Origin of the sequence: Streptomyces sp. NPDC101393, assembly GCF_044767385.1 — a bacterium.
Classification (GTDB): domain Bacteria; phylum Actinomycetota; class Actinomycetes; order Streptomycetales; family Streptomycetaceae; genus Streptomyces.
On record NZ_JBIWNU010000003.1, the window covers coordinates 377462 to 399175 of the forward strand.

Consider the following 21714-nt stretch of genomic DNA (forward strand, 5'->3'; position numbering starts at 1 on the left):
GACGACGGGCACGCCCGTACCCTGCTCGGATGGCGCACACCCCGTTCCCCGGCGACCGGTTCCCGGCCGGACTCCCCGTGATCACGCAAATGGGCCGGACCCCTTCGGGGCGGGCCTGGCTCGACCGGCTGCCGGACATCGTGCGGGAGATCGAGGAACGCTGGGAGCTGCGGCTCGGCGCCCCCTTCCACGGCGGGAGTTGCTCGTGGGTGGCGCCGGCCGAGGGGCCGGACGGCGCGCCCGCGGTGCTCAAGGTGACCTGGCCGCACCGCGAGGCCGACGGCGAGGCGCCGGCGCTGCACACCTGGGGCGGCAACGGCGCCGTACGGCTGCACCGCTGGGACCGCGAGCGGGGCGCGCTGCTGATCGAGCGGTGCACGCCCGGCACCCCGCTCGGCGACGCCACGCTGCCGCCCGCCGGGCAGCTGACCGTCGCCGCCGGTCTGCTGCGCGGGCTGTGGGCCGCTCCCGCCCCGGCCGAGGGGGTGCTGGAGCGGGTCGGACCGGTGTGTGCCGAGTGGGCCGACGTCCTGCAGGACCGGATGTTCCGGCTGCGCCCCGGCTACGACGCCGGGCTGGTCACGCTCGGCGCCGAACTGCTGCGCACACTGCCGCACACGGCCACCCGGGACGTCGTGGTGCACGGCGATCTCAACCCGGGCAACGTCCTGGCGTCGGAGCGCGGACCGTGGCTGGCCATCGACCCCAAGCCGATGATCGGCGACCCGGCGTACGACCCCTGGCCGCTGCTGATGCAGACCGACGATCCCTTCGCCCACCCGGACCCGCGGCCGCTGCTACGGGAGCGTTTCGCCCTGGTCGCCGACGTGCTGGGCGAGGACCCGGCACGGCTGCTGGCCTGGTCGGTGGCGCGCGGTGTGGAGAGCGCGCTGTGGAGCGCGGATCACGACGATGTCGCGGGCGGGGCCGAGGAGTTGGCGCGCGCGAGGGTCCTGGCGGATCTGGCCGGGGTGTGAGGTCGGCGGGCGGGCCCGGCACGGCTCAGGCACCGGCCGCCGCGCGCCTCGTCGCGGCCGTCGCCGACGCGTCGTAGTCGGCGGGGACGCCCGGCACCAGGATCACGTCGCCGTCGAGGTGCCGGGTGCGCAGCGGCAGGATGTCCTGGTAGGCGGGTGAGTCGTACCAGGCGCGGGCCCGGTCGAGGTCGGGGAACTCGATGACCACCACGAAGCCGGGCCAGTTCCCCTCCCGGACCTCGACCTGGGCGTTGTGGACGCGGAACCGCCCGCCGAAGGGGTCCATGGTCGCCTGGATCCTGTCCAGGTAGCGGGCGATATCGGCGTGCGGCCGGCCGGGCCGGAGGTGGGCGAGGGCGAACGCGCTCATGGGAGTGCCTCTCTGTCACACGGGATGGGAGGTGCCGCGCCGGGTGCGCTGTCGTGCGTCGCGGTGCGAAGTACCGCGGTGCCCCCCACATTTCCAGCCGGTGACCGGTGGGTCGATTACCTCCGGGGTCATCGCGGTGGTGCCCGATGTCCCCGGTGGATGTCCCGGGCGAATGCCCTCGCCGCACCGGGGGTAGGAAAACGGGCTCCGTGTTGCCACCGTTCGCCGCCCACGCGTCACGAAGGGGACACCCGCCCATGGACGCTCTTCTGCATTTCCGGGCCGCCGGTACGAGCCTGGTCCTGGACCTCTCCGGCGGCGGACTGCCGCGTGTCCCGCACTGGGGCGCGGATCTCGGTGAGCTGACGCCCGCGCAGCTCGCCGCGCTGGTGCGCGCCGATGCCGCCCAGAAGGTCTCCAGCACACCGGACGCACCGGTCCCGTTGAGTGTGCTGCCCCAGCAGTCCGCGGGCTGGCCCGGCACCCCGGGGCTGAGCGGCCATCGCGAAACCGGCGGCGCGGCACCGGCGTTCACGGTGCGCGGCAGATCCGTACGGCCATCCGGGCGGGAGGCCGCGGGGCGGCTCACCGTCGAGGCGGTGGACGAGGACGGCGGCCTGGCGCTCACCCTGGAGACCGAGCTGACCGTGGCCGGGCTGGTACGGCTGCGCGCCCGCGTCACCAACACCGGCCCCGGGCCGTATCACCTCACCGAGCTGACTCCCGCCCTGCCCGTTCCGGCGCAGGCCACCGAGATCCTCGATCTCACCGGACGGCATCTGCGGGAACGCGCCCCGCAGCGGCATGCGTTCACGCTCGGCAGCCATCTGCGGGAGGGCCGCCGCGGGCGCACCGGCAGCGATGCGACGCTGCTGCAGATCGCCGGGGAGGCGGGCTTCGGCTTCCGGTCCGGGGAGGTGTGGGGGCTGCATGTGGGGTGGAGCGGCAACCACCGCTCGCTCGCCGAACGCCTCCCCGACGGGCGGTCGTTGCTGGCCGGCGGGGAGCTGCTGCTGCCCGGCGAGATCCGCCTGGCCGCCGGTTCCTCCTACACCTCGCCCTGGGTCCACGGCTCCTACGGGCGGCACGGGCTGGACGAACTGTCCGGCCGCTTCCACCGGCATCTGCGGGAGCGTGCGCGGCATCCGGCCTCCGCACGCCCGGTCACCCTCAACACCTGGGAGGCGGTCTACTTCGACCAGGATCTGGCCACCCTTAAGGAGCTGGCGCGGGCGGCGGCCGAGGCGGGCGCGGAGCGGTTCGTGCTGGACGACGGGTGGTTCCGGGGGAGGCGGGACGCTCGTGCGGGACTCGGCGACTGGTATGTCGACGAGGAGGTGTGGCCGGACGGGCTGCATCCGCTGATCGACGCCGTGCACGCGCGCGGCCTGGAGTTCGGCCTGTGGGTGGAACCGGAAATGATCAACCCGGACTCCGATCTGGCCCGTGCCCACCCCGACTGGCTCCTGGCCGCCACCCCGTCCCGGCTGCCGCCCGCCTCCCGCCATCAGCAGGTCCTCGACCTCACGCGCCCCGACGCGTACGCGCACATCCTGGGCCGGCTGGACGCCTTGCTGCGCGAGTACCGCATCGACCATCTCAAGTGGGACCACAACCGCGACCTGGTGGACGCGGCCGCGCATCACCAGACGACGGCCGCTTACCGGCTGCTGGACGAGGTGCGCGCCCGGCATCCGCGGCTGGAGATCGAGTCCTGTGCGTCGGGTGGCGCCCGGGTGGATCTGGGGGTGCTGGAGCGCACCGACCGGGTGTGGACCAGCGATTGCCTCGACGCGCTGGAGCGTCAGCGGATCCAGCGGTGGACGGGGCTGCTGCTGCCGCCGGAGCTGCTCGGCGCCCATGTGGGGGCGCCGGTGGCGCACACCACGGGGCGCACCCACACCCTCGACTTCCGCGCCGGGACGGCGCTGTTCGGGCACTTCGGCATCGAGTGGGATCTGACGGCGGCGAGCGGGGCCGAGCGGGCGCGGCTGGCGGAGTGGGTGGCCCTGTACCGGGAGCTGCGGCCGCTGTTGCACACCGGGACGGTGGTGCGCGGCGATCACCCCGATCCGGCGCTGTGGGTGCACGGTGTGGTGGCCGCCGACGGAGCGCGGGCGGTGTTCGCGCTCGTCCAGACGGCGACGAGTGTGCAGGCGCCCGCGGGAAGGGTCCGGCTGCCGGGGCTGGATCCGGACGCCGACCACCGGGTGACGCCGCTCGCGCCGGGCGACCGCCCCGAGGGCCCGTCCCCCTCCGTCCTGCCGTGGTGGGAGAAGGGGGTGACGCTTCCCGGGCGGGTGCTGGCAGAGGTGGGGGTGCGGGCGCCGACGCTGTTCCCGGAGCGGCTGGTGCTGGTGGAGGCGGTACGGCAGTGAGCGCGGACGAGCGCGCCATGGTGACCGTGTGTGGCGGGAGGTAGCTGCGGGCGCAGAAATCACAACCATCTCGTGAAGTTCACGCCTTGATTTGAGAACTTCACATGTGATTATGTTCGATGCACCATGAACGACGTGATCCCTGAGAACTCGACGTCCCCCGCGGACCACCGCCCGGTGATCGGTGTCTCGCTGAAGCTCTACTTCGGCCTGGCGCAGACCCGGACGTGGCTCGCGGACGTGGCGGCGCTCGACAACGCGCTGGCCGCGCTCCCCCGCCCCGTCGATCTCTTCGTCCTGCCGTCCTTCCCGGCGCTGGCGGACGCCCGCGAGCTGCTGTCCGGCACCGGTATCGCCTTCGGCGCGCAGGATGTGCACTGGGCCGACAGCGGTGCCTGGACCGGGGAGGTCTCCGCCGGGATGCTCGCCGAGGCGGGCGCCCGCTACGTCGAGGTCGGGCACGCCGAGCGCCGCCGGCACTTCGGCGAGACGGACGAGACGGTCGCGGCCAAGACCCGCGCGGCCACCCACGCCGGCCTGGTCCCCGTCATCTGCGCCGGCGAACGACGCGGCGCGGACACCGGCGCGGCCGTCGAGGAGACGCTGGCCCAGGTACGGGCCGCGCTGGCCGGTGCCGCGCCGGGCAGCGAGGTGGTCATCGCCTACGAGCCGGTCTGGGCGATCGGCGCCCACGAACCGGCACCCGCGCGGCACGTCCGGATCGTCGCCGAGGCCGTCCGCGGCGCGCTGCGCGATCACGATGTGCGCGGCCGGCTGATCTACGGCGGCACCGCCGGGCCCGGTACCTACGGCGAACTGGCCGGCGCCGTCGACGGGCTGTTCCTCGGCCGCCTCGCCCATGACACCGAGGGCCTGCGCAAGGTCCTCGAAGAGATCTCCGGCGGCTGACCCGCCGCCCGTACGAGACCCGCCCCAGCCCAGCCCCGAGGGAGACCACCGTGCAGCACCCGTACCGCATCGCGATCGGCGCCGACGACGCCGGGACCGTCATGAAGGACACGATGACCGCCTACCTCACCGGCCAGGGCCACCCGGTCACCGACCTGAGCGCCACCGCGGCGGAGGACTACCCGGACGTCGCCGAGCGCGTCGCGCAGAGCGTGGCCCGCGGCGAGCACGAGCGCGCCGTCCTCATCTGCGGCACCGGCATCGGCATGGCCATCGCCGCCAACAAGGTCCCCGGCATCCGCGCCGCGCAGATCCCCGACAGCTACAGCGCCGAGCGCGCCCGCAAGTCCAACGACGCGCAGATCGCCTGCTTCGGCGCCCGGACGATGGGCATCGAGGCGGCGCTGGTGTGCCTCCAGCACTGGCTGGTGTCCGACTTCGCGGGTGGCGGCTCGGCGCCCAAGGTCGAGAAGATCAAGCAGGTCGAGTCGCGCAATCTGCGCGCCGCCGAATCCGTCGGCTGAGCCCGCACCCGTACGCCCATCCCCATACCCCTCCCGCCCCCGCTCCCCGCTTCCTCCTCCGAAAGGCTGTGACCACCATGCGTGCTGTTGTCCTCGAGGAACCGAACCAGCTGTCGGTCACCACCGTCGCCGACCCGACGCCCGGCCCCGGCGAGGTCGTCGTCAAGGTCACCGCTGCCGGTCTGTGCGGCACCGATGTGCACATGCTGGCGGGCGAGTTCGGGCCGACCCGCTATCCGGTGATCCCCGGGCACGAGTTCTCCGGTGAGATCGTCGCCCTGGGTGCGGGCGTCACGGAATTCGCCGAGGGCGACGCGATCGCCGCCGACCCCGCGATCTACTGCGGCTCCTGTCACTTCTGTTCCATCGGCCGCGGCAACCTCTGCGAACACTGGGGCACCATCGGCATCACGGTCGACGGTGCCTGCGCCGAGTACGTCAAGGTGCCGGTCCGCAACTGCTACCGGCTGCCGGAAACCGTGCCGCTCACGCACGCCCCGCTCATCGAGCCGCTGTCGACCATCGTGCGCGGCTTCGACCTCGTCGCACCCAAGCTCGGCGATCACTTCCTCATCTACGGCGCGGGCACCATGGGCCTGCTCTACCTCCAGGTCGCCCAGCGCGCCGGCGCCGCCTCGGTCTCGGTCGTCGACATCAACGAGGACCGTCTCGCGGTCGCCCGCAAGCTCGGCGCCGACGCCGTCGCCACCGGCGCGGACGCGCTGGCCGCCGACCACCCGCGCGGCTGGGAGGTGGTCACCGACTGCACCGGCAACATCCGGGCCATCGAGGACGGTCTGACCCGGCCCGTGCGGGGCGGCACCTTCCAGCAGTTCGGCTGCGCGCCCGACCAGGAAATGGCGCGTTTCTCGCCGTTCCGCATCTACAACGACGAGATCCGGATCGTCGGCAGCATGGCGATCCTGCACAGTTACGGCCGTGCGGTGGAGTTGCTGGGCAAGGGCGTCATCGACTCCGAGACCATGATCACGCACCGTTTCGGCCTGGACGAGTACGCCAAGGCGCTGGACACCTTCCAGCAGGGCACCGGCCGCAAGCTGCAGATCGTCCCGAGCTGACCGGAGACATGACGGCCGCGGTGGCGGACCCGGCCAGGCCCCCGCCACCATGCGGGCCACCGGACACGGTCTCGGTCAATTCGGTGGCCCTGCACCGGCGTTGCCCGGCCGCGCCGTGCCCGGCCGCGCCGTGCCCGGCCGCCGCCTCCGCGGCCGGGCACGGTGGCCGGCCTCAGCCGCCGCCCAGCGCCACCAGCTCCGTACCCGCCAGCAGGAAGCCGCCGACGCCGAAGTCGGCGGTGGAGTCGTAGGTGACCGGCTGGCTGGATTCCGGCCGGTCACCGACGTTCTGGACGTAACCGAGGAAGCCGTCGGGGTGCAGGGCGGTGTCCACCATGCCGTTCCAGGCGCGGGCGGCGACCGTCCGGAAGGCGTCCCGGGGGACAAGCCCGGTACGCACCGCATACGCCGTCCCGTAGGTGAAGAACGCGGTGCCGCTGGTCTCCGGGCCCGGGAGGTGCGCGGGGTCGGCCAGGTTCACATTCCAGAACCCGTCCGGCCGCTGGATGCCGCGCAGCGCGGTGAGTTCGGCGGCGAGCGCGGCCCGGTAGGCGGGGACATGGGGGTAGCTGTCCGGGAGGACGGTGAGGACCTTGGCGTGGGCGCCGGCGACCCAGCCGTTGCCGCGCGACCACAGGACGGGCTTCCCGCTCGGGGAGGCGATGCCGCCCGGCAGGAACCGCTTGTCGCGATACCAGAGGCCGGTGCCGGGATCGAGCAGCCCGGGCCCGCCCTCGGCGCTCTTGGTGTGCGTGTAGAGCGCGTGCATCGCGTCCCAGTAGGCGGGGTCGTCGCGCAGCGCGCCGAGCCGGGCGAACGGCGGCATCGCCATGTGCAGCGCGTCGTCCCACCACCAGTCGTCGTGCTTCTGGTCGGAGTTGTGGACCATCCGCGCCAGCGAGTCCTCGATGGCGGCGATCTTGGCGGGATCGGGCGAGGCGTCCAGCGCGTACAGGTCGAGGTAGGCCTGTCCTGCGCAGTGGTCGTCGGCGTGCCGGGTGGTGACGCCGTTGTGCAGCCCGTAGGAGTGCTTCTCGGCCCAGCCGGTGGCGTAGGCGAGATAGCGGGGTTCGCGGGTGAGGCGGTGCAGCGCCATCAGCCCGCTGAAGAAGGTGGCGCGCGCCCATTGGTTGTCGCCGGGGTCGGCGTGCGCGCCGATCCAGTGGTCGGCGACCCGGCGCAGGACGGCGACGATCTCCGCGCGGGCCGGCAGCCGGCCGGCCGCGGTACGGGCGCCGCGGTCGGCCGCCCCGGCCGACCGGCCGGTGAGAGCGGGGAGTGCGGCGCCGGCCGTCAACGCGGCGCCGGTGGCGAGGAATTGCCGACGTTCCATGATCACGCCTCCGGGAGTCATCCATAGGAGCCACAGGCGGAAGCCAAAGCGGGGGCAAGGCGACTGCGCGCCATGGGCGCCAGGGCTCATATACATGAACAGAGTTCGGTTATGTGATGCGCACGGGCATGGGCATAGTGCCAGTCAACTCCGCCTCGCGGAAGGGGCGTTACGGGAGCAGCCAGCCGGGCGGCACGCCCTTCAGGACGTCCCCCCGGCCGCCAGGAAGCGTTCGACCGGCAGCGTCGCCGCGCCCAGCGCCACCGCATCCGGACCCAGCCTGCACAGTTCGACGGTGGTGCGCTCGTACGGGTGCCGCAGCGCCTGACCGGCCACCGCCTCGCGGATCTGCGGCAACAGCCGCCCGCCGAGCAGCAGTCCGGCCCAGCCGCCGAGGATGATCCGCCGCGGGTTGAAGAGATTGACCAGGTTGGCGATGCCGGCACCGAGGTAGACGGTGGTCTCGTCCAGGACCCGGCGTGCGGCGGGCGAGCTGTCGGCGCCGGCGAGGAGACCGGCCAGCGCGGACTCCTCGTCGGCGCCGGGCGCGGGCCGCCCGCGGCGGGCCTGGTGGTAGCGGTCCAGGATCCCCTCGGCGCCCACGTACGCCTCCAGACAGCCGCGCGCTCCGCACCGGCAGCGGCGGCCGCCGACCTGGACGACGGTGTGCCCCCACTCCCCCGCGCTGCTGGTGGCGCCGCGGTAGAAGCTGCCGTTGGCGACGACGGCGGCGCCGACGCCGGACCCGATCAGCGCGATCACGGCATGGTCGGCGCCCCGCCCGGCGCCGAACCACATCTCGGCCTGGCCGAGGGTCGTGGCGCCGTTCTCGATGTGCAGCGGGAGGGCGGTGCCCGGGTGGGCACCCGTGCCGGTCCGCAGCAGCCGGCCGAGCGGGACGGCATCCCAGTCGAAGGTCTGGCCGTGCACCAGGGCGCCGCCCCCGCTCGCGCCGACCCGCTCGACGACGCCGGAGACGGCCACCCCGACGCCGAGAATGTCGGCCGGGTCGACGGCCGCCGCCACGATCACCTCGTCCAGCCCCGCGAGGATCCGCTCGACCACCGGACCGACGTCGTGCCGACCGCTCTCCAGGGGGTGGTCGGCCTTGGCCCGCTCGTTCATCGCCAGGTCGTACAGCTCCACGCGGACCCGGGTCTCCCCGACATCGACCCCGATGACGTAACGCCGGTCGGGGTCGACCCGCAGCAGGATGCGCGGCCGGCCACCGTCGGAGTCGACGGCCCCGGCCTCCACCACGACGCCCTCGCCGAGGAGTTCACCGACCACGGTGGAGACGGTGGTCACGCTCAGCCCCGTGCGGGCGCTGAGATCCTGCCGGCTCAGCGGCCCGTCGAAGTAGAGGGACCACAGCAGTACGGAGCGGTTCCCCCGCCGCAGGTCCCGGGTCGTGGCGCGCCGTTGGGCAGCCATGGGCATCTCCTGTCCCCTCGGTCCCCCCGGCGCCACATAATTCGAGACTTGTTATAAGCATGTCAAGTAGTCGGCGCAACGGATCCCGGGAGGCGGCTGGTGGGGACCGGCGGGCCCGGAGGCGGGCCCGCCCCGCTCCGCTCCGCCTCAGATCGCGCTGTCCCGGCCCGCCCAGTACGGGTCCCGCAGCTGCCGTTTGAACAGCTTCCCCGACTCGTCGCGCGGCAACAGCTCCTCGAAGACCACGGCCTTGGGCACCTTGTAGCCCGCGAGCCGCTCCGCGACATGGGCGCGTACCGCCTCCGCGCCGAGCACCACTCCCGGCTCGGTCTGCAGATGCGCGGCGAGCACCTCCCCGAACTCCTCGTCGGGGATGCCGAACACCGCCGCGTCCCGCACCCCTTCGAGGGAGAGCAGCGCGCCCTCGATCTCCGCCGGGTAGATGTTCACGCCGCCGGAGATGACCATGTCGTTGCGGCGATCGCTGAGATAGAGATATCCGTCCGCGTCGAGGTGGCCGATATCGCCGATGGTGACGTATCCGGGCAGGCCCGGCGCCTCCATCGCGGCGCGCTTGTCCGGGTCGCCGAGGTAGGTGAACTCCGGCCAGTTGTCCGAGGGTTTGAGGTAGATCTCGCCGGTGGCACCGGCGGGCAGCACCTGTCCGTCGGGGCCGACGACCGCGACGCCGGCGGTGCCCTCGGCCCGCCCCACGGTGCCGGGGTGGGCGAGCCATTCCGCGCTGTCGCACCACGTGACCGCGCCGGTCTCGCTACCGCCGTAGTACTCCCGCAGCACCGGCCCCAGCCAGTCGATCATGGCGTGTTTGACATGCGGCGGGCAGGGCGCCGCGGCGTGCACCACGGAGGTGAGCGACGACAGGTCGTAGCGCTCGCGCACCTCCTTGGGCAGCCGGAGCAGGCGGACGAACATGGTGGGCACCACCTGCACCTGCTCGATGCGGTGCGCCTCGATCAGCCGCAGGAATTCCTCGGCGTCGAAGCGCGGCATCAGCGTGACATCCAGGCCGGCGGCCAGCGCGAGCACCGCATGCTGGCTGGGCGAGGCGTGGTAGAGCGGAGCGGGGATCAGGGTGCGGCCCCCGGGAGCGACGGCGAAGTACTCCAGGAACGCCTGCACCGCCTCGGCCAGCCGCTCCTGCGCGACCGGCTCCCGCAGAACTCCCTTGGGGCGCCCGGTGGTTCCGGAGCTGTAGATGACGGTGGGCGGGCGCTGCGCGGCCGGCTCCGCGAGCGGTTCGTGGCCGGCCAGCCAGCGGTCGAGCAGGGGGTGCTCGCCGGTGGCGGGCGCGGCCGCGAGCCCGCAGGCGGCGGCGACACCGGCGGGCACGGCGGCCTCGATGACCGGCACGCCGTCGGGCAGCACCGCCATCACCGCGTCCAACAGGTCGGTGTGGACGAACACGGCCCGGCTGCCGCTGTCGGTGAGCACATGCCGTAGATCGTCGTGCTTGAAGTGCCAGTTGACGGGTACCGCCGAGGCGCCGACCCAGGCGGCGGCCGCGGTGATCTCCAGGTAGGCGGGCTCGTTGCGCATGACGAGGGCGATGCGGTCGCCGGGGGCCACCCCGAGGGCGCGCAGGCCGGTGGCGATGCGGGCGGCGCGGTCGAGGAATTCCGGGTAGCCGCGCTCGTGTCCGGCCGAGCGGATCGCGGGCGGGGCGACGGATGGCCGGTCACCGGGGCCTCCGGTGGTGGCGGCGTCGGCGGCGGATGGGGCGACGGCGTCCATGGTGCCTCCAATGAGGTGCGGCCGCGCCCAATTGAACAGGCACCTCCGCTTGTTTTCCAGAGCACTGACCACAGGGCGCTACCCGGCGGGCGCCGCGCAGGGAACGGAACCGGCCATCGCCCGGGGCTCGTTCGCCACGACGCCCGCCGCTCACCTCCCATCACCACTTAGATCCGAGGTCTGCACCCTCTGCGTACACGCCAAGGGCGGTAACTCCCCCTCAACTCCCCTTCCTCTGACCTGCCTTGCATCAGATGCTCCGATGTTTGTCGTGTCGGAGGTCTTCCGGTCGGGGTGCCGGTGACTGCACCATGCGGGGTGGCACAGGAGGCACGGACGTGACCAACTGACCGAAGGAGCAAGCGATGCACAGCCGCACAAGACCGGCCGGGCTGCTCGGAACCCTGCTGTTGCTGGGCGCCCTGCTACTGGCCGCCGGCACTCCCCCGGCTGCCGCAAAGGCCCCGCCGGGGCCGGTCGCCGGGCCCGGCACCAATCACGCCACCGACGATCCGTTCACCTCGGACCGCACCTCCTGGTGGCGGCAGGACCGCTTCGGCATGTTCATCCACTTCGGCGCGTACTCGAACCTGGAGGGCGAATACACCCGGCCCGACGGGACGGTCTGCCGCAACGCTGAGTGGATCAAGCGCGAGTGCAAGATTCCCGACGATGCGTACGAGAAGCAGGCCGCCGCCTTCAACCCCGCGGACTTCGACGCCGAGGCGATCGTCAAGGCCGCCAAGGACGCGGGCCAGCGCTACATCGTCATCACCTCCAAGCACCATGACGGCTACGCGATGTGGCCGACGAAGCAGAACTCCTGGAATCTGCGCGACCATTCCTCCTTCGACCCGCACCGCGACATCCTCGCCGAGCTGAAGAAGGCGTCCGACGCCGCCGGGATCAAGCTCGGCTTCTACTACTCGATCTGGGACTGGCACGACCCCGACTTCGCCGATCCGGCGACCTTCCCGCGCTACAAGAAGCGGATGTACGGCCAGCTCAAGGAGCTGGTGCAGAACTACGATCCGGCGCTGCTGTGGTTCGACGGCGAATGGGACGCCGACAACCCCACCAACGCCTGGTCCCGCCGGGACGGCGCCGATCTGCAGGCGTATCTGCACGACCTGAATCCCGATCTGATCGTCAACAACCGCGTCGGCAAACGCGAGGTGGCCGACGGTGACTTCGGCACGCCGGAGCAGGAGATCCCCACCGAGCCGGTCGACGGGCAGCTCTGGGAGAGCTGCATGACGCTCAACGACCACTGGGGCTTCGCGAAATACGACACCAACTGGAAGTCGCCGGCCACCGTCGTCCGCAACCTCCTCGACGTCGTGAGCCGCGGCGGCAACTACCTGCTGAACGTCGGCCCGGACAAGCGCGGGCGCATCCCGCAGCCGTCCGTGGACCGGCTGCGCGAGACCGGCCGTTGGCTCGGCTCGCACGGGCAGGGCGACGCGGTGCACGGCGCCGGGCACACCGGGCTCGTCGCGGACCCGGCGTGGGGTGCGGTCTCCCGGCGCGGCGACGATCTCTACGCGTCGGTCACCTCCTGGCCCGAGGCCGGCCGTCCGTTGCACCTCACGGCCAAGTCCCCGTTCACGATCACCTCGGCACAGGTGGCGGGCAGCTCGCAGAAGGTGCGGGTCACCCCGGCGGGCGACGGCTTCGACCTCACCCCGTCCGGCGCGGCGACCGGTCCCCTCGCGAGCGTCATCCGGCTCGCCATCCGGCCTCCGGCGGCGGCGCCCGCCGGGACCGGTAAGGGGCTGACCGCGCAGAGCTGGGCGAACGATTCCTTCACCGGCCCGCCCGCGGTGACCGGCGTCGACGCCACGGTCAACAAGTCCTACCGTTTCGACGGGTCACCCGACCCGAAGATCCCCGCCGATCATTTCAGCACCCGCTGGACCGGCAGCATCGAGCCGCGTTTCGACGAGACGTACACCCTCAGTACCGTCTCCGACGACACCGTCCGGGTGTGGATCGACGGGAAGCCGGTGATCGACAGCAGCACCCCGCACGGGCCGAAGGTCGACAAGGGAACGGTCACCCTCAAGGCCGGGCACCGGCATTCCCTCCGGGTCGACTACACGGAAGGCACCGGCGAGGCCCATATGAAACTCCTGTGGTCCAGCCCGAGCCAGAGCCAGCAGATCGTGCCGCAGCGTCAGCTGTACGCCCGCTGACCGCTGCCGGCCGTACGGTGCCGGCCGGCCCGCCCCACCCCGGCCGGCACCGCTTCCCCTGCCCCTGTCCACGCCCCTTCAGCTCCCGCCTCCGGCGTGGAAATCACCCGCCGGCGTTCCGCCGTTCGGGTGGGCGGGGAGGTGGTGGGGCCGGGCGCGGTACGCCCGGCCGGGGTGCGTCGGGAGGGCATTGTCGGCGCCCCCTCCTATCCTCGGGAGGCATGGACACAGAGGAGCTCCTGCGGATCCACGGCGAGGCGATCGCCCTCTTCGGCAGCCGGGTGCGCGCTGTCCGGGACGATCAGTGGGACGCCCCGACGCCGTGTACGCAGTGGTCGGTGCGCGATCTGGTGAACCACCTGACCGTCGAGCAGCTGTGGGTGCCGCGCCTGGTGCGGGACGGCGCAGGCATTGCCGAGGTCGGCACGGAATTCGACGGTGACCGGCTCGGGGACGATCCGGTCGGCGTCTGGGAGCGGGCCGCGGTGGCCGCGGTGGCGGCGTTCTCGGGACCCGGGGCGCTGGACCGCACCGTGCAGCTGTCGTACGGCACGAGCCCGGCCCCCGCCTATTGCCGCCAGATGATGGCCGATGCGGTGGTGCACTCATGGGATCTGGCCCGTGCGATCGGCGCCGATGAGGGGCTGCCCGGCGAGCTGGCGACCGCGGCGCTGCGCGAGGTCGAGCCGTATGCCCCGGGGCTCGGCGCATCGGGACTGTTCGCCGACCCGGTGGAGGCTCCCGCGGACGCGGACGACCGGACGAAACTGCTGTGCCTGTTGGGGCGCCGCCCCTGACCGGTCGGTCGGGAGCGGCGCCGCACGATCAGTCGATGCCGCGGAAGATGTGCGGCTCGGTGGGATCGTCATCGCAGCCTGCGAGGCGGACCGGGGCCCGGTCCCAGACCTCCAGATTGCGGACTTCCTTGAGGCGACCGGGACGGTCGCCCTGCTTTTGACGGGGCTGTTTGTACTGCGCCTTGTGCATTGCCACCACGCACTCCTTCATTGAGGTATTGGTTCCGACGCGGTGGCGCCTCTTTCACAAACCGGGAGGTCAGCCAGGGTTTGTGGCGTTCCCGCGACGGGGCCAATGGTGTTGGCGTCTCCCAGAAAGGTCGTCCGTCGCCCCCAAGAGTAACGACGTCACCCGCGGTGCGCTCGACTTTTCCCGGCTATCGGCACAAGTCATCGGAAGGCGGAAATACCACCCCTCTTTGCGTGACTGGAGTGGCGGTCGCGACCAATGCCGGACATCGTCCGCGCCCACACCCCTCCACTTGCCCGTTTCGCCCCGTTAAGTACGCTTGAGGGTGAGCGGGTAGATGGAGTGTTCAAGTCCTCCCAGCTCCACCTCGCGGGGCTGTAGCTCAAAGCAGAGTGACCCGCTCACGTACCTGACCGAGGGGCCGGTGTCCGCACCGGCCCCTTTGCCATGTCCCGCACCGGGCGCCCCGGCCGCTCGGCCACCCCGGGCCCGAACCCTTCCCCGACCGCCCCGGCCGTCCCGCCCGCCCGGCCCGTGCCCGCCCGCACGGCCGTGACCTGCGGATGCGCGCCGGCGGCGGCCGTCTTACGCTCGCGGGTATGGCGATCGACCGGCGCAGGCTGCTCCGCGGAGCGGGCAAGGCGACCGCGGCGGGCGCGGTGGGCGTCGCACTGGCCGCCGGTGAATCGGCCGGGCCGTCGGGCGCCGCCCGCACCGCGCGGCCCTCCCGTGCGCGGCCGAAATCCGCGGACACCCCGCCCCGGTTCGCCGCGGCACGGCCGGCCATCGCCTCCCGCACCGCCTGGCAGGCCGGGCCGACGCCCCCGCGTGATCCGGACGCGCCGACCGCCAACACCGTGAAGGCCGTGTTCGTCCACCACACGAACAGCGAGAACGACTACACCCCGGCCGAGGTCCCCGACCTCATCCGGACCGTGCAGGACGACCACATCGCCAGCCGGCACTGGGACGACATCGGCTACAACTTCCTCGTCGACCGCACCGGCGCGATCTACGAGGGGCGGGCCGGCAGCATCGACGGCCCGGTCGTCGGGGCGCACACCGAGGGCTTCAACATCGGCACCGTCGGCATAGCGGCGATAGGCAACTTCAGCGGCGAAACGGCGGTGCCGGCGGCCATGCTGAACGCGATAGCGCGGCTCGCCGCGTGGAAGCTCGGCCTCTACGGGGTCGACGCGCGCGGCAACGCGGTGCTGTTCTCCTCCAACGACGGCAGCCGGTTCCCGGAGGGCAGCCGCTGTGTGTTCCATGCGATCTCCGGGCACCGTGACGGCTTCCTGACGACGTGCCCCGGGGCGTCGCTCTACGGTGAGCTCGGGCGGATCAGGGACCGCGCCGCGCGCCTCCAGCGGCGCAACGTGCCGCGGGCCGACAGCCCCGGCGGAAAGCCGCTGACCTCCTGGCAGGACTGGAGCGCCGTGTGGGGCGGCGGCTCCCCGGGCCCGCGCTGACCCCGCGGCGCGTGCGCCCGGCCGCTTCGGGCGCGGCATGTCGGCGGCGCCGGTCACCCGTCCGCAGTGCTACCCATGGCGGGTGGACTGGTTCTCGGATACCCACTACTGGCTCGGCCGGCTCGTCTTCCAGCGGATGCTGGCCGTCCTCTATCTGATCGCGTTCGTCGCCGCCGCCCGGCAGTTCCGGGCGCTGATGGGCACCCGCGGCATGCTGCCGGTCCCGGCGTTCGTGGCGCGGGTGCCGTTCCGCGCCGCCCCCTCGGTCTTCCACTTCCACTACTCCGACCGTTTCTTCGCGGCCTGGTCGTGGTGCGGGGCGCTGCTGGCGGCGGCCGTGGCGGCGGGCGCGGCGGATGCGGTGCCGCTGTGGGCGGCGATGGTGATGTGGACGGCCCTGTGGGTGCTGTATCTGTCGATCGTGAACGTGGGGCAGACGTGGTACGGCTTCGGCTGGGAGTCGCTGCTCCTGGAGGCCGGGGCGCTCGCCGTCTTCCTCGGCAACGCCGCCACCGATCCGCCGGTGGTGGTGATGTGGCTGCTGCGCTGGGTGCTGTTCCGGGTGGAGTTCGGCGCGGGGCTGATCAAGATGCGCGGCGACAGCTGCTGGCGCGATCTGACCTGTCTGTATTACCACCACGAGACGCAGCCGATGCCGGGCCCGCTGAGCTGGTTCTTCCACCATCTGCCGAAGCCGCTGCACCGGGTCGAGGTGGCCGCCAATCATGTGGCCCAACTCGTCTTCCCCGTACTGCTGTTCACCCCGCAGCCGGTGGCGGGCTGGGCCGCGCTCGCGATGGCCGTGACCCAGCTGTGGCTGGTGCTGTCCGGCAATTTCGCCTGGCTGAACTGGGTGACGATCGCGCTGGCCCTCTCCGCCGCCGCGCCACTGCTGCCCGCTGCGCACGGCACGCCCACCGGGTCACCGGTGTGGTTCGAGGCCCTCGTCCTGGCGTTCGGCGTGCTCGTCCTGGGCCTGAGCTACCGTCCGGCGCGCAATCTGCTGACCCGGCAGCAGCGGATGAACACGTCGTACGAGTCGCTCCATCTGGTCAATTCCTACGGCGCGTTCGGCAGTATCACCCAGGTGCGCCGGGAGATCGTGGTGGAAGGCACGGCGGATGCGGTGACCGGTCCCGGCACGGTCTGGCGCGCTTACGAGTTCCACGGGAAGCCCGGCGCGGTGCGGCGTCTGCCGCGGCAGTTCGCGCCGTATCACCTGCGACTGGACTGGCTGATGTGGTTCGCGGCGCTCTCGCCCGCCTATGCGCGGGCGTGGTTCGTCCCGTTCGTCGAGCGGCTGCTGGAGAACGACCGGGACACGCTGCGACTGCTGCGCGGCAATCCCTTCCCGGATCTGCCGCCGGCGCGGGTGCGGGCGCGGGTCTACCGCTACCGCTTCACGACCTGGCGGGAACTGCGGGAGACCGGGGCGTGGTGGCATCGCAGTGCGGAGCGGGAGTTCCTGGCGCCGACGGCCCGGTCAGCTCCGCCCGGAACGCGATGACCATGTCCTTGGCGTGACGCAGCCCGATCCGGCCGAAGTCCCGCTCCAGTATGTCGAGTTCGGCGAGGGTACGGCTGCGGTCCCGGCCGAGGCGGGCGCGGGACTTGGCCAGGCCCAGCCGGGAGAGCGCGACGCCGCGCGGCTCGTGCATGTCGGCGAACTCCGCCAGCGCGAGGGCGTAGGTGTCGCGGGCCTCCTCGTAGCGACCTGCGCGGTACTGGACGTTGCCGCGCATCTTGTGGTTGTAGGCGAGCGCGCTCGCCAGATCCATGGCACGGCAGATGACCTCCGCCTCGGACAGCAGCGCCAGCGCCCGGTCGGGGTCCCCCTGCACCGAGACGACGTCGGCTATGCCGCGCAGCGACCAGGCCCGGCCGCGGGCGTCATCGGCCTCGGTGGCGATCCGGGCGGACTCCTCGAACAGCTCCAGCGCCTTGGCGTGGTCGCCGGTGTTGCGGTGCATCTGGGCGATGCCGGACATCGCCCAGACCATGTGCCGGGCCTCGCCGTGCGCCCGGCCCTGTTCCAGGAGCTGCTCGTGCAGCTCGGCGACCGCGGCGTAGTCGCCCTGGATGCGGCCGGTCTCGGCGAGCCCGGCGAGGGAGTAGCCGTGGGCGAGGCGGTCGCCGCTGTCCGCGGCGAGGCCGACGGCGTGGGTGAGCAGCCGCCGGGCGAGGGGCAGCGTCCCGCACTGCCGGGCGAGGGTGCCGCCGCTCCACAGGGCCCAGGACATGGCGCCGGGGTCACCCGCGGTGCGGGCGCTGCGGTAGCTGTCCCGCCAGGCGGCGCCCGCGTCGTCCACCCTGCCCAGCCGGCGGTTGGCCTCGGCGACCGCGAGCGCGGCGCGCGCCCGCTCCAGTGGGGTCCCGGCGCCGGAGCGCGCGCGCTGCGCCGCCGAGAGTACGTCCTCGTAGGAGGAGTTGACGCCCAGTGCCGAGCCGAGCTCGCCCTGGTATTCCGGGGCGAATGCCTTGCCGTACATATATCCGTTGCCTCTCGATCATCTTCGAGCCTTGATCAAGAAACTACGAGCCGCGGGGGGTCCGGCGAATCAGTCCGCGTATGGGTCCTGCTGTACGTCTGGAGTGCTACGGGCAGGGTGCCGGTCAGCCCCGGGATGTACGGCACCCCCCTACGTGGCCCGGGGGGGGCACCGCCCGGGGGCTCTCCTGCGTATCAGCCCGGGACGGTGTCCTCGAAAGCGGTACCCGCGGCGCGGCGCTCGTCGACGGCCGCGGTGATCTGCGCGGGGGTCAGGACCTGGTCCTTGACGTGCAGGACGTAGTCCACCTGCTCGTCGTAGCCGCGGGCCGCGGTGCCGGTCTGTCCTTCGAGGTCGATCAGCCACTGGTTGAAGTCGATCGACATCGGCTTCTCGGGGAGGTACTTCGGGTCGTGCCGGGCGAATTCCTGCCCGTCGACGTAGTAGATGATGCCACCGGAGTCGAGGGTGACCGCCAGGTCGTGCCAGCCCGCGAAGCTGCCGCGCCGCTGCGTCGTCTGGTTCACCACCTCCCAGGGGGCGGGATTGAAGGTGTCCCAGGAGGTGGTGTAGAGGATGCTGCCGCTCTCGCCCCAGCCGCCGTTGGGCAGGTATTCGAAGTCGTACTCGGCGTAGTCCTTGTCCATGGGGGCCTTGAGCGTGTTGATGGTGAAGAACGCCTGGTTGAGGTGGTCGCCGTCGGGGCCGGGCGCCGGGGCGTCCTGGAACTTCACCCGGGCCGCGTAGGTGCCGTAGCCGAACTTCATGTCCCGGGTGTGGACTTCGGCCTGCCGGGTGCTCGCCGCGGTCCCGGCGGTGGAGGTACGCAGGGTCATGAATGAGTTGCCGCCGTCCTTGGCGAAGGTGACGTTCTCGGGTGCCCAGGTCGCTCCGGGGACACCGGGGCCGCCGGATCCGGAGCGCACCGTCCAGCCGTGGGAGCCGAGGGCCGGGTCGTCGTGGCCGGTGTAGTCGAAGTCGTCGAAGAGCACTCCACCGGCGGCCGGGTGCTGCCCGGCCGGGGCGGGCGCGCCGTCCGCGGGGGTCCCGGCGTCGGCGGTGGCGGCGAGTCCGGTGACGGTGAGTGCGGCGCTCGCGGCGGCGGCGAGGGCGGTGCGCAGCCGGCGGCCTGGGGTGCGGGGGGTTCGGGACACGAGGGCGTCTCCTTTGCGTGGGGGCTCCGCATGCGACCACGTGACCGGCCCGCCCGCTTGACCAGTTTACCAGTCAGCGGCTCACCGGGCGTCCCATGCCGAGGTGCTGCCTGAAGGTGGCATGGACCAATGATGTCGTCAAGTGACCCTGTAGTACGTTGAGTTCACGGTCCAGGGCGAGTGGGACGGCAGCGCAAGCGCCACCGGGCCGGGCGCCGCCACCCCTCCCCCGCCGCGCGCCGACCGGTAAACTCCGCTTGACCAGCAGACCAGTTGGAGCGGGGGGAGCGGCGGTGCGCATGGACGGCGGGGCTCACGGCGGGGACGGCGGGACACAGGGGGCGGCACCCGGGGCGATGCTCAAACGGGAGCGGGTGCGGGCCGGCGTACGGGAACTGATCGACGTACGGAAGCCCGGCGACGCCCTCCCCTCCGAGCGCACCCTGAGCACCCGGTTCGGCGTCTCCCGGCCGACCCTGCGCGCCGCCGTGGACGACCTCGTCGCCATGGGTCTGCTCGTACGGGAGCAGGGCCGCGGGGTGTTCGTGGCGCCCGGGAAGATCACCCAGGAACTGACCCCCGGGGAGCGGGCGTTCGGCGTCCCGCGGGCGCCCGGCACCTGGTCCAGCCGGCTGCTGGCATTCGCCACCGTCCAGGCCGGTGCCCGGATCGGCCGCAAGCTGCGGATCTCCCCCGCGGACCGGATCCACTCCGCCTCCCGGCTCCGGCTCGTCGACGGCGCCCCGGTCGCCATCGAGCATCTGCACCTGCCGGCGCCGCTGCTGCCGGATCTCACCGCGCGCGAGCTGTCGGAGGGACACCTCCACGCGCATCTGCGGGAGCGGCACGGCGTGCGGGTCCATGAGGCGGTGCAGTCCATCGAGCCGACGGTGGTCAACGAGGCGGAGGCGCGGCTGCTGGGCGTCCCGGTGCTCTCGCCCGCGCTGCTCTTCGAGCGGCTGACCACGGATACCGGGGGCCGGCCGGTCGAATATGTGCACTCGCTCTACCGCGGCGACCGCTACCGCATCGTCTCCCGGCTCACGCTCGGCGACGGCGTGCCGGACGGCGGGTCGGACGGCGACCGGCCGGAGGGGCCGGGTGCGGTCGGCGCCGCGCCGGAGCCCGCCGGCGACCGCGGTGGCCACCATCCGGGCATCCCTCCGGGCGACCTCGGGCGTGGCGCCCACCTCACCGGCTCCACCAGCGGCGATGTGCAATAGGGCGGTCCGGGGAGCGGAGCGCGGACCGGCGGGTGGACGGAGCCGGAGCGCCCAAGAGCCGGTGCCCGCAAGGCGGTTGGGGCCCCGGGGCCACACGTTGCGCCCTGTGCAATTTGAGTTGCACCTCTTGCCGTGACGGTCCGCACGGGCCACCCTGGCTCCACATCCGAGATCACCGAACGCCGAGGTGTGGGCATGAGCGCAGCACGGACAGGGACCGGGTCGGGCACAGCGGCCGGGGCGGCGGGGATCGGCCGCCGGCGCTTCCTCGGGACGGTGGCGGCCGGGGCCGCCGCGTCCGCCGGTGCCGCCCTGCTGACGGTCGGCGACGCGGCGCCCGCCCAGGCGCGCCACCGCCCCGCCCCGAGGCCGCGCGCCCCCCGCCCGCTGTACCTCGGGACGTACACCTCCACCGCAGGCGGCGGCACCGGTGTCGGCGTGGGCAGCTACGACGCCGCGTCCGGGCAGATCACCGCGACCGGCGTGGTGACCGGCGTCGCCGACCCGTCGTATCTGGCGCTCGCCCCGAACGGCCGCACGCTCTACGCCGTGGACGAGCAGGAGCAGGGCGCGGTGACCGCGCTCGCGCTGTCGCCGGACGGTCCGCCGCGGGTGCTGGGCAGCAGACCGACCGGCGGGGCCGGCCCGTGCCACCTCTCGGTGCATCCCGGCGGGCGCTGGCTGCTGAGCGCCAACTACCTCGGGGGCAGTGTGGCCGTGCATCCCATCGACCCGGACAGCGGAGCCCTGGGCGCGCGGACGGACCTGGTCACCCACTCCAGCCCGCCACCCGGCCCCGGCCAGGACGGGCCGCACGCGCACCAGATCGTCACCTCGCCGGACGGCGGGCATGTCCTCGCCGTCGATCTCGGTACCGACACCGTCTACAGCTACCGGCTGGACGAATCGGCCGGAAAGCTCACCCGGGTGTCGTATGCGGCACTGCGGCCCGGTGCCGGTCCCCGGCATCTGACCTTCCACCCGTCGGGCACCTTCGCCTATCTGGCGAACGAGGTCGACAACACCGTGGTGGTCTGCGGCTACGACCCCTCCACCGGCAAGCTGACGCCGGGCGAGCCGCAGTCCACCGGGACGGGCGCGGGCACCAGCTTCCCGGCGCACCTGCTCGTCACCGAGGACGGGGGCTTCGCCTTTCTCGCCAACCGCGGCCACAACAGCCTCACCCGCTATGCCGTGGAGGCGGGCGGGGCGCGGCTGCGCCTGCTGGACACCGTGCCGGTGGGCGGCGACTTCCCCCGGCAGATCGCCTTCTCGCCGGACCAGCGGCTGCTGTTCGCGGCGAACCAGAAGTCGGGGTCGGTGACGGTGTTCTCGGTGGACGCGGGATCCGGGGCGCTGGAGAGCACCGGGCAGCCGTTCGCGGCGCCGGTGCCGGTCTGTGTCCTGCCGCTGTGACCCGGCGCCTGCTTCTGCCGCT

At 72.7% G+C, this 21714-nt stretch carries 17 protein-coding genes and 1 pseudogene; 11 read left to right on the forward strand and 7 right to left on the reverse strand.

Annotated features, from left to right (window positions below; translation table 11 throughout):
• The first annotated feature begins 29 nt into the window (after positions 1 to 29).
• Positions 30 to 977 (forward strand): aminoglycoside phosphotransferase family protein, encoded by a 948-nt coding sequence (locus tag ACIRQ7_RS11525; protein ID WP_404261797.1) that lies wholly within the window; start codon positions 30 to 32, stop codon positions 975 to 977.
• A gap of 25 nt (positions 978 to 1002) precedes the next feature.
• Here the strand turns inward: ACIRQ7_RS11525 and ACIRQ7_RS11530 are convergent, their stop codons facing one another.
• Entirely contained in the window at positions 1003 to 1347 is a 345-nt protein-coding gene (locus ACIRQ7_RS11530; protein ID WP_401466576.1) for a DUF1330 domain-containing protein, read from the reverse strand.
• A 257-nt stretch (positions 1348 to 1604) separates the two neighbouring features.
• On the opposite strand from ACIRQ7_RS11530, the gene ACIRQ7_RS11535 reads away from it, so the two are divergent.
• The 4 genes from ACIRQ7_RS11535 to ACIRQ7_RS11550 all read left to right on the forward strand — a co-directional run bounded on the left by ACIRQ7_RS11535 (position 1605) and on the right by ACIRQ7_RS11550 (position 6237).
• On the forward strand, positions 1605 to 3725 hold the full coding sequence (locus tag ACIRQ7_RS11535) for an alpha-galactosidase (RefSeq protein ID WP_404261799.1): 2121 nt from the start codon (positions 1605 to 1607) through the stop codon (positions 3723 to 3725).
• A gap of 126 nt (positions 3726 to 3851) precedes the next feature.
• Positions 3852 to 4634 carry a triose-phosphate isomerase family protein gene (locus ACIRQ7_RS11540; protein WP_404261800.1) on the forward strand — a complete coding sequence of 261 codons (783 nt, stop codon included), beginning with the start codon at positions 3852 to 3854 and terminating at the stop codon, positions 4632 to 4634.
• Between the two features lie 50 nt (positions 4635 to 4684).
• Entirely contained in the window at positions 4685 to 5158 is a 474-nt protein-coding gene (locus ACIRQ7_RS11545; protein WP_404261803.1) for an RpiB/LacA/LacB family sugar-phosphate isomerase, read from the forward strand.
• Positions 5159 to 5235: 77 nt separating this feature from the next.
• Positions 5236 to 6237, forward strand: a complete 1002-nt coding sequence (locus ACIRQ7_RS11550) for a zinc-dependent alcohol dehydrogenase family protein (RefSeq protein WP_401466588.1) — start codon at positions 5236 to 5238, stop codon at positions 6235 to 6237.
• Positions 6238 to 6409: 172 nt separating this feature from the next.
• Here the strand turns inward: ACIRQ7_RS11550 and ACIRQ7_RS11555 are convergent, their stop codons facing one another.
• The 3 genes from ACIRQ7_RS11555 to ACIRQ7_RS11565 all read right to left on the reverse strand — a co-directional run bounded on the left by ACIRQ7_RS11555 (position 6410) and on the right by ACIRQ7_RS11565 (position 10756).
• Positions 6410 to 7570: a glycoside hydrolase family 88 protein gene (locus tag ACIRQ7_RS11555; protein ID WP_404261805.1), complete on the reverse strand. Its 1161-nt coding sequence runs from the start codon at positions 7568 to 7570 to the stop codon at positions 6410 to 6412.
• A gap of 201 nt (positions 7571 to 7771) precedes the next feature.
• Positions 7772 to 9004, reverse strand: coding sequence for an ROK family protein (locus ACIRQ7_RS11560; RefSeq protein ID WP_403670032.1), 1233 nt, complete (start codon positions 9002 to 9004; stop codon positions 7772 to 7774).
• Between the two features lie 147 nt (positions 9005 to 9151).
• Positions 9152 to 10756 (reverse strand): AMP-binding protein, encoded by a 1605-nt coding sequence (locus ACIRQ7_RS11565; RefSeq protein ID WP_404261806.1) that lies wholly within the window; start codon positions 10754 to 10756, stop codon positions 9152 to 9154.
• A gap of 365 nt (positions 10757 to 11121) precedes the next feature.
• On the opposite strand from ACIRQ7_RS11565, the gene ACIRQ7_RS11570 reads away from it, so the two are divergent.
• Entirely contained in the window at positions 11122 to 12951 is a 1830-nt protein-coding gene (locus tag ACIRQ7_RS11570) for an alpha-L-fucosidase (protein WP_404261808.1), read from the forward strand.
• Positions 12952 to 13172: 221 nt separating this feature from the next.
• Positions 13173 to 13748, forward strand: coding sequence for a TIGR03086 family metal-binding protein (locus ACIRQ7_RS11575; protein ID WP_404261810.1), 576 nt, complete (start codon positions 13173 to 13175; stop codon positions 13746 to 13748).
• 28 nt (positions 13749 to 13776) lie between these two features.
• On the opposite strand, the gene ACIRQ7_RS11580 is transcribed toward ACIRQ7_RS11575, so the two are convergent.
• Positions 13777 to 13944 (reverse strand): hypothetical protein, encoded by a 168-nt coding sequence (locus ACIRQ7_RS11580; protein WP_401467685.1) that lies wholly within the window; start codon positions 13942 to 13944, stop codon positions 13777 to 13779.
• 593 nt (positions 13945 to 14537) lie between these two features.
• On the opposite strand from ACIRQ7_RS11580, the gene ACIRQ7_RS11585 reads away from it, so the two are divergent.
• Entirely contained in the window at positions 14538 to 15410 is an 873-nt protein-coding gene (locus ACIRQ7_RS11585; RefSeq protein WP_404261812.1) for a peptidoglycan recognition protein, read from the forward strand.
• Positions 15411 to 15492: 82 nt separating this feature from the next.
• Positions 15493 to 16917, forward strand: a complete 1425-nt coding sequence (locus ACIRQ7_RS11590) for a lipase maturation factor family protein (protein ID WP_404261814.1) — start codon at positions 15493 to 15495, stop codon at positions 16915 to 16917.
• Here the strand turns inward: ACIRQ7_RS11590 and ACIRQ7_RS11595 are convergent.
• Together ACIRQ7_RS11595 and ACIRQ7_RS11600 are read right to left on the reverse strand one after the other, a co-directional pair.
• Positions 16811 to 17899 carry a tetratricopeptide repeat protein gene (locus tag ACIRQ7_RS11595; RefSeq protein ID WP_404261816.1) on the reverse strand — a complete coding sequence of 363 codons (1089 nt, stop codon included), beginning with the start codon at positions 17897 to 17899 and terminating at the stop codon, positions 16811 to 16813. The genes ACIRQ7_RS11590 and ACIRQ7_RS11595 overlap by 107 nt on opposite strands.
• A 194-nt stretch (positions 17900 to 18093) precedes the next feature.
• Positions 18094 to 18897: pseudogene (locus ACIRQ7_RS11600) on the reverse strand (glycoside hydrolase family 16 protein); the annotation flags it as partial.
• A gap of 455 nt (positions 18898 to 19352) precedes the next feature.
• Between ACIRQ7_RS11600 and ACIRQ7_RS11605 the strand changes: the two are divergent.
• Complete coding sequence (locus ACIRQ7_RS11605) at positions 19353 to 20276, forward strand: GntR family transcriptional regulator (protein ID WP_404261818.1); 924 nt, start codon at positions 19353 to 19355, stop codon at positions 20274 to 20276.
• A gap of 195 nt (positions 20277 to 20471) precedes the next feature.
• Positions 20472 to 21692, forward strand: coding sequence for a lactonase family protein (locus ACIRQ7_RS11610; RefSeq protein ID WP_404261820.1), 1221 nt, complete (start codon positions 20472 to 20474; stop codon positions 21690 to 21692).
• The last annotated feature ends 22 nt before the right edge of the window (positions 21693 to 21714 follow it).

What these genes read in the sequence shown, in the direction of transcription:
- ACIRQ7_RS11535 (WP_404261799.1), top strand. Translation starts at nt 1,605, where the DNA reads ATGGACGCTCTTCTGCATTTCCGGGCCGCCGGTACGAGCCTGGTCCTG.
- ACIRQ7_RS11530 (WP_401466576.1), bottom strand. Translation starts at nt 1,347, where the DNA reads ATGAGCGCGTTCGCCCTCGCCCACCTCCGGCCCGGCCGGCCGCACGCC.
- ACIRQ7_RS11595 (WP_404261816.1), bottom strand. Translation starts at nt 17,899, where the DNA reads ATGTACGGCAAGGCATTCGCCCCGGAATACCAGGGCGAGCTCGGCTCG.
- ACIRQ7_RS11575 (WP_404261810.1), top strand. Translation starts at nt 13,173, where the DNA reads ATGGACACAGAGGAGCTCCTGCGGATCCACGGCGAGGCGATCGCCCTC.
- ACIRQ7_RS11560 (WP_403670032.1), bottom strand. Translation starts at nt 9,004, where the DNA reads ATGGCTGCCCAACGGCGCGCCACGACCCGGGACCTGCGGCGGGGGAAC.
- ACIRQ7_RS11555 (WP_404261805.1), bottom strand. Translation starts at nt 7,570, where the DNA reads ATGGAACGTCGGCAATTCCTCGCCACCGGCGCCGCGTTGACGGCCGGC.
- ACIRQ7_RS11570 (WP_404261808.1), top strand. Translation starts at nt 11,122, where the DNA reads ATGCACAGCCGCACAAGACCGGCCGGGCTGCTCGGAACCCTGCTGTTG.
- ACIRQ7_RS11550 (WP_401466588.1), top strand. Translation starts at nt 5,236, where the DNA reads ATGCGTGCTGTTGTCCTCGAGGAACCGAACCAGCTGTCGGTCACCACC.
- ACIRQ7_RS11605 (WP_404261818.1), top strand. Translation starts at nt 19,353, where the DNA reads ATGGACGGCGGGGCTCACGGCGGGGACGGCGGGACACAGGGGGCGGCA.
- ACIRQ7_RS11610 (WP_404261820.1), top strand. Translation starts at nt 20,472, where the DNA reads ATGAGCGCAGCACGGACAGGGACCGGGTCGGGCACAGCGGCCGGGGCG.
- ACIRQ7_RS11525 (WP_404261797.1), top strand. Translation starts at nt 30, where the DNA reads ATGGCGCACACCCCGTTCCCCGGCGACCGGTTCCCGGCCGGACTCCCC.
- ACIRQ7_RS11585 (WP_404261812.1), top strand. Translation starts at nt 14,538, where the DNA reads ATGGCGATCGACCGGCGCAGGCTGCTCCGCGGAGCGGGCAAGGCGACC.
- ACIRQ7_RS11565 (WP_404261806.1), bottom strand. Translation starts at nt 10,756, where the DNA reads ATGGACGCCGTCGCCCCATCCGCCGCCGACGCCGCCACCACCGGAGGC.
- ACIRQ7_RS11540 (WP_404261800.1), top strand. Translation starts at nt 3,852, where the DNA reads ATGAACGACGTGATCCCTGAGAACTCGACGTCCCCCGCGGACCACCGC.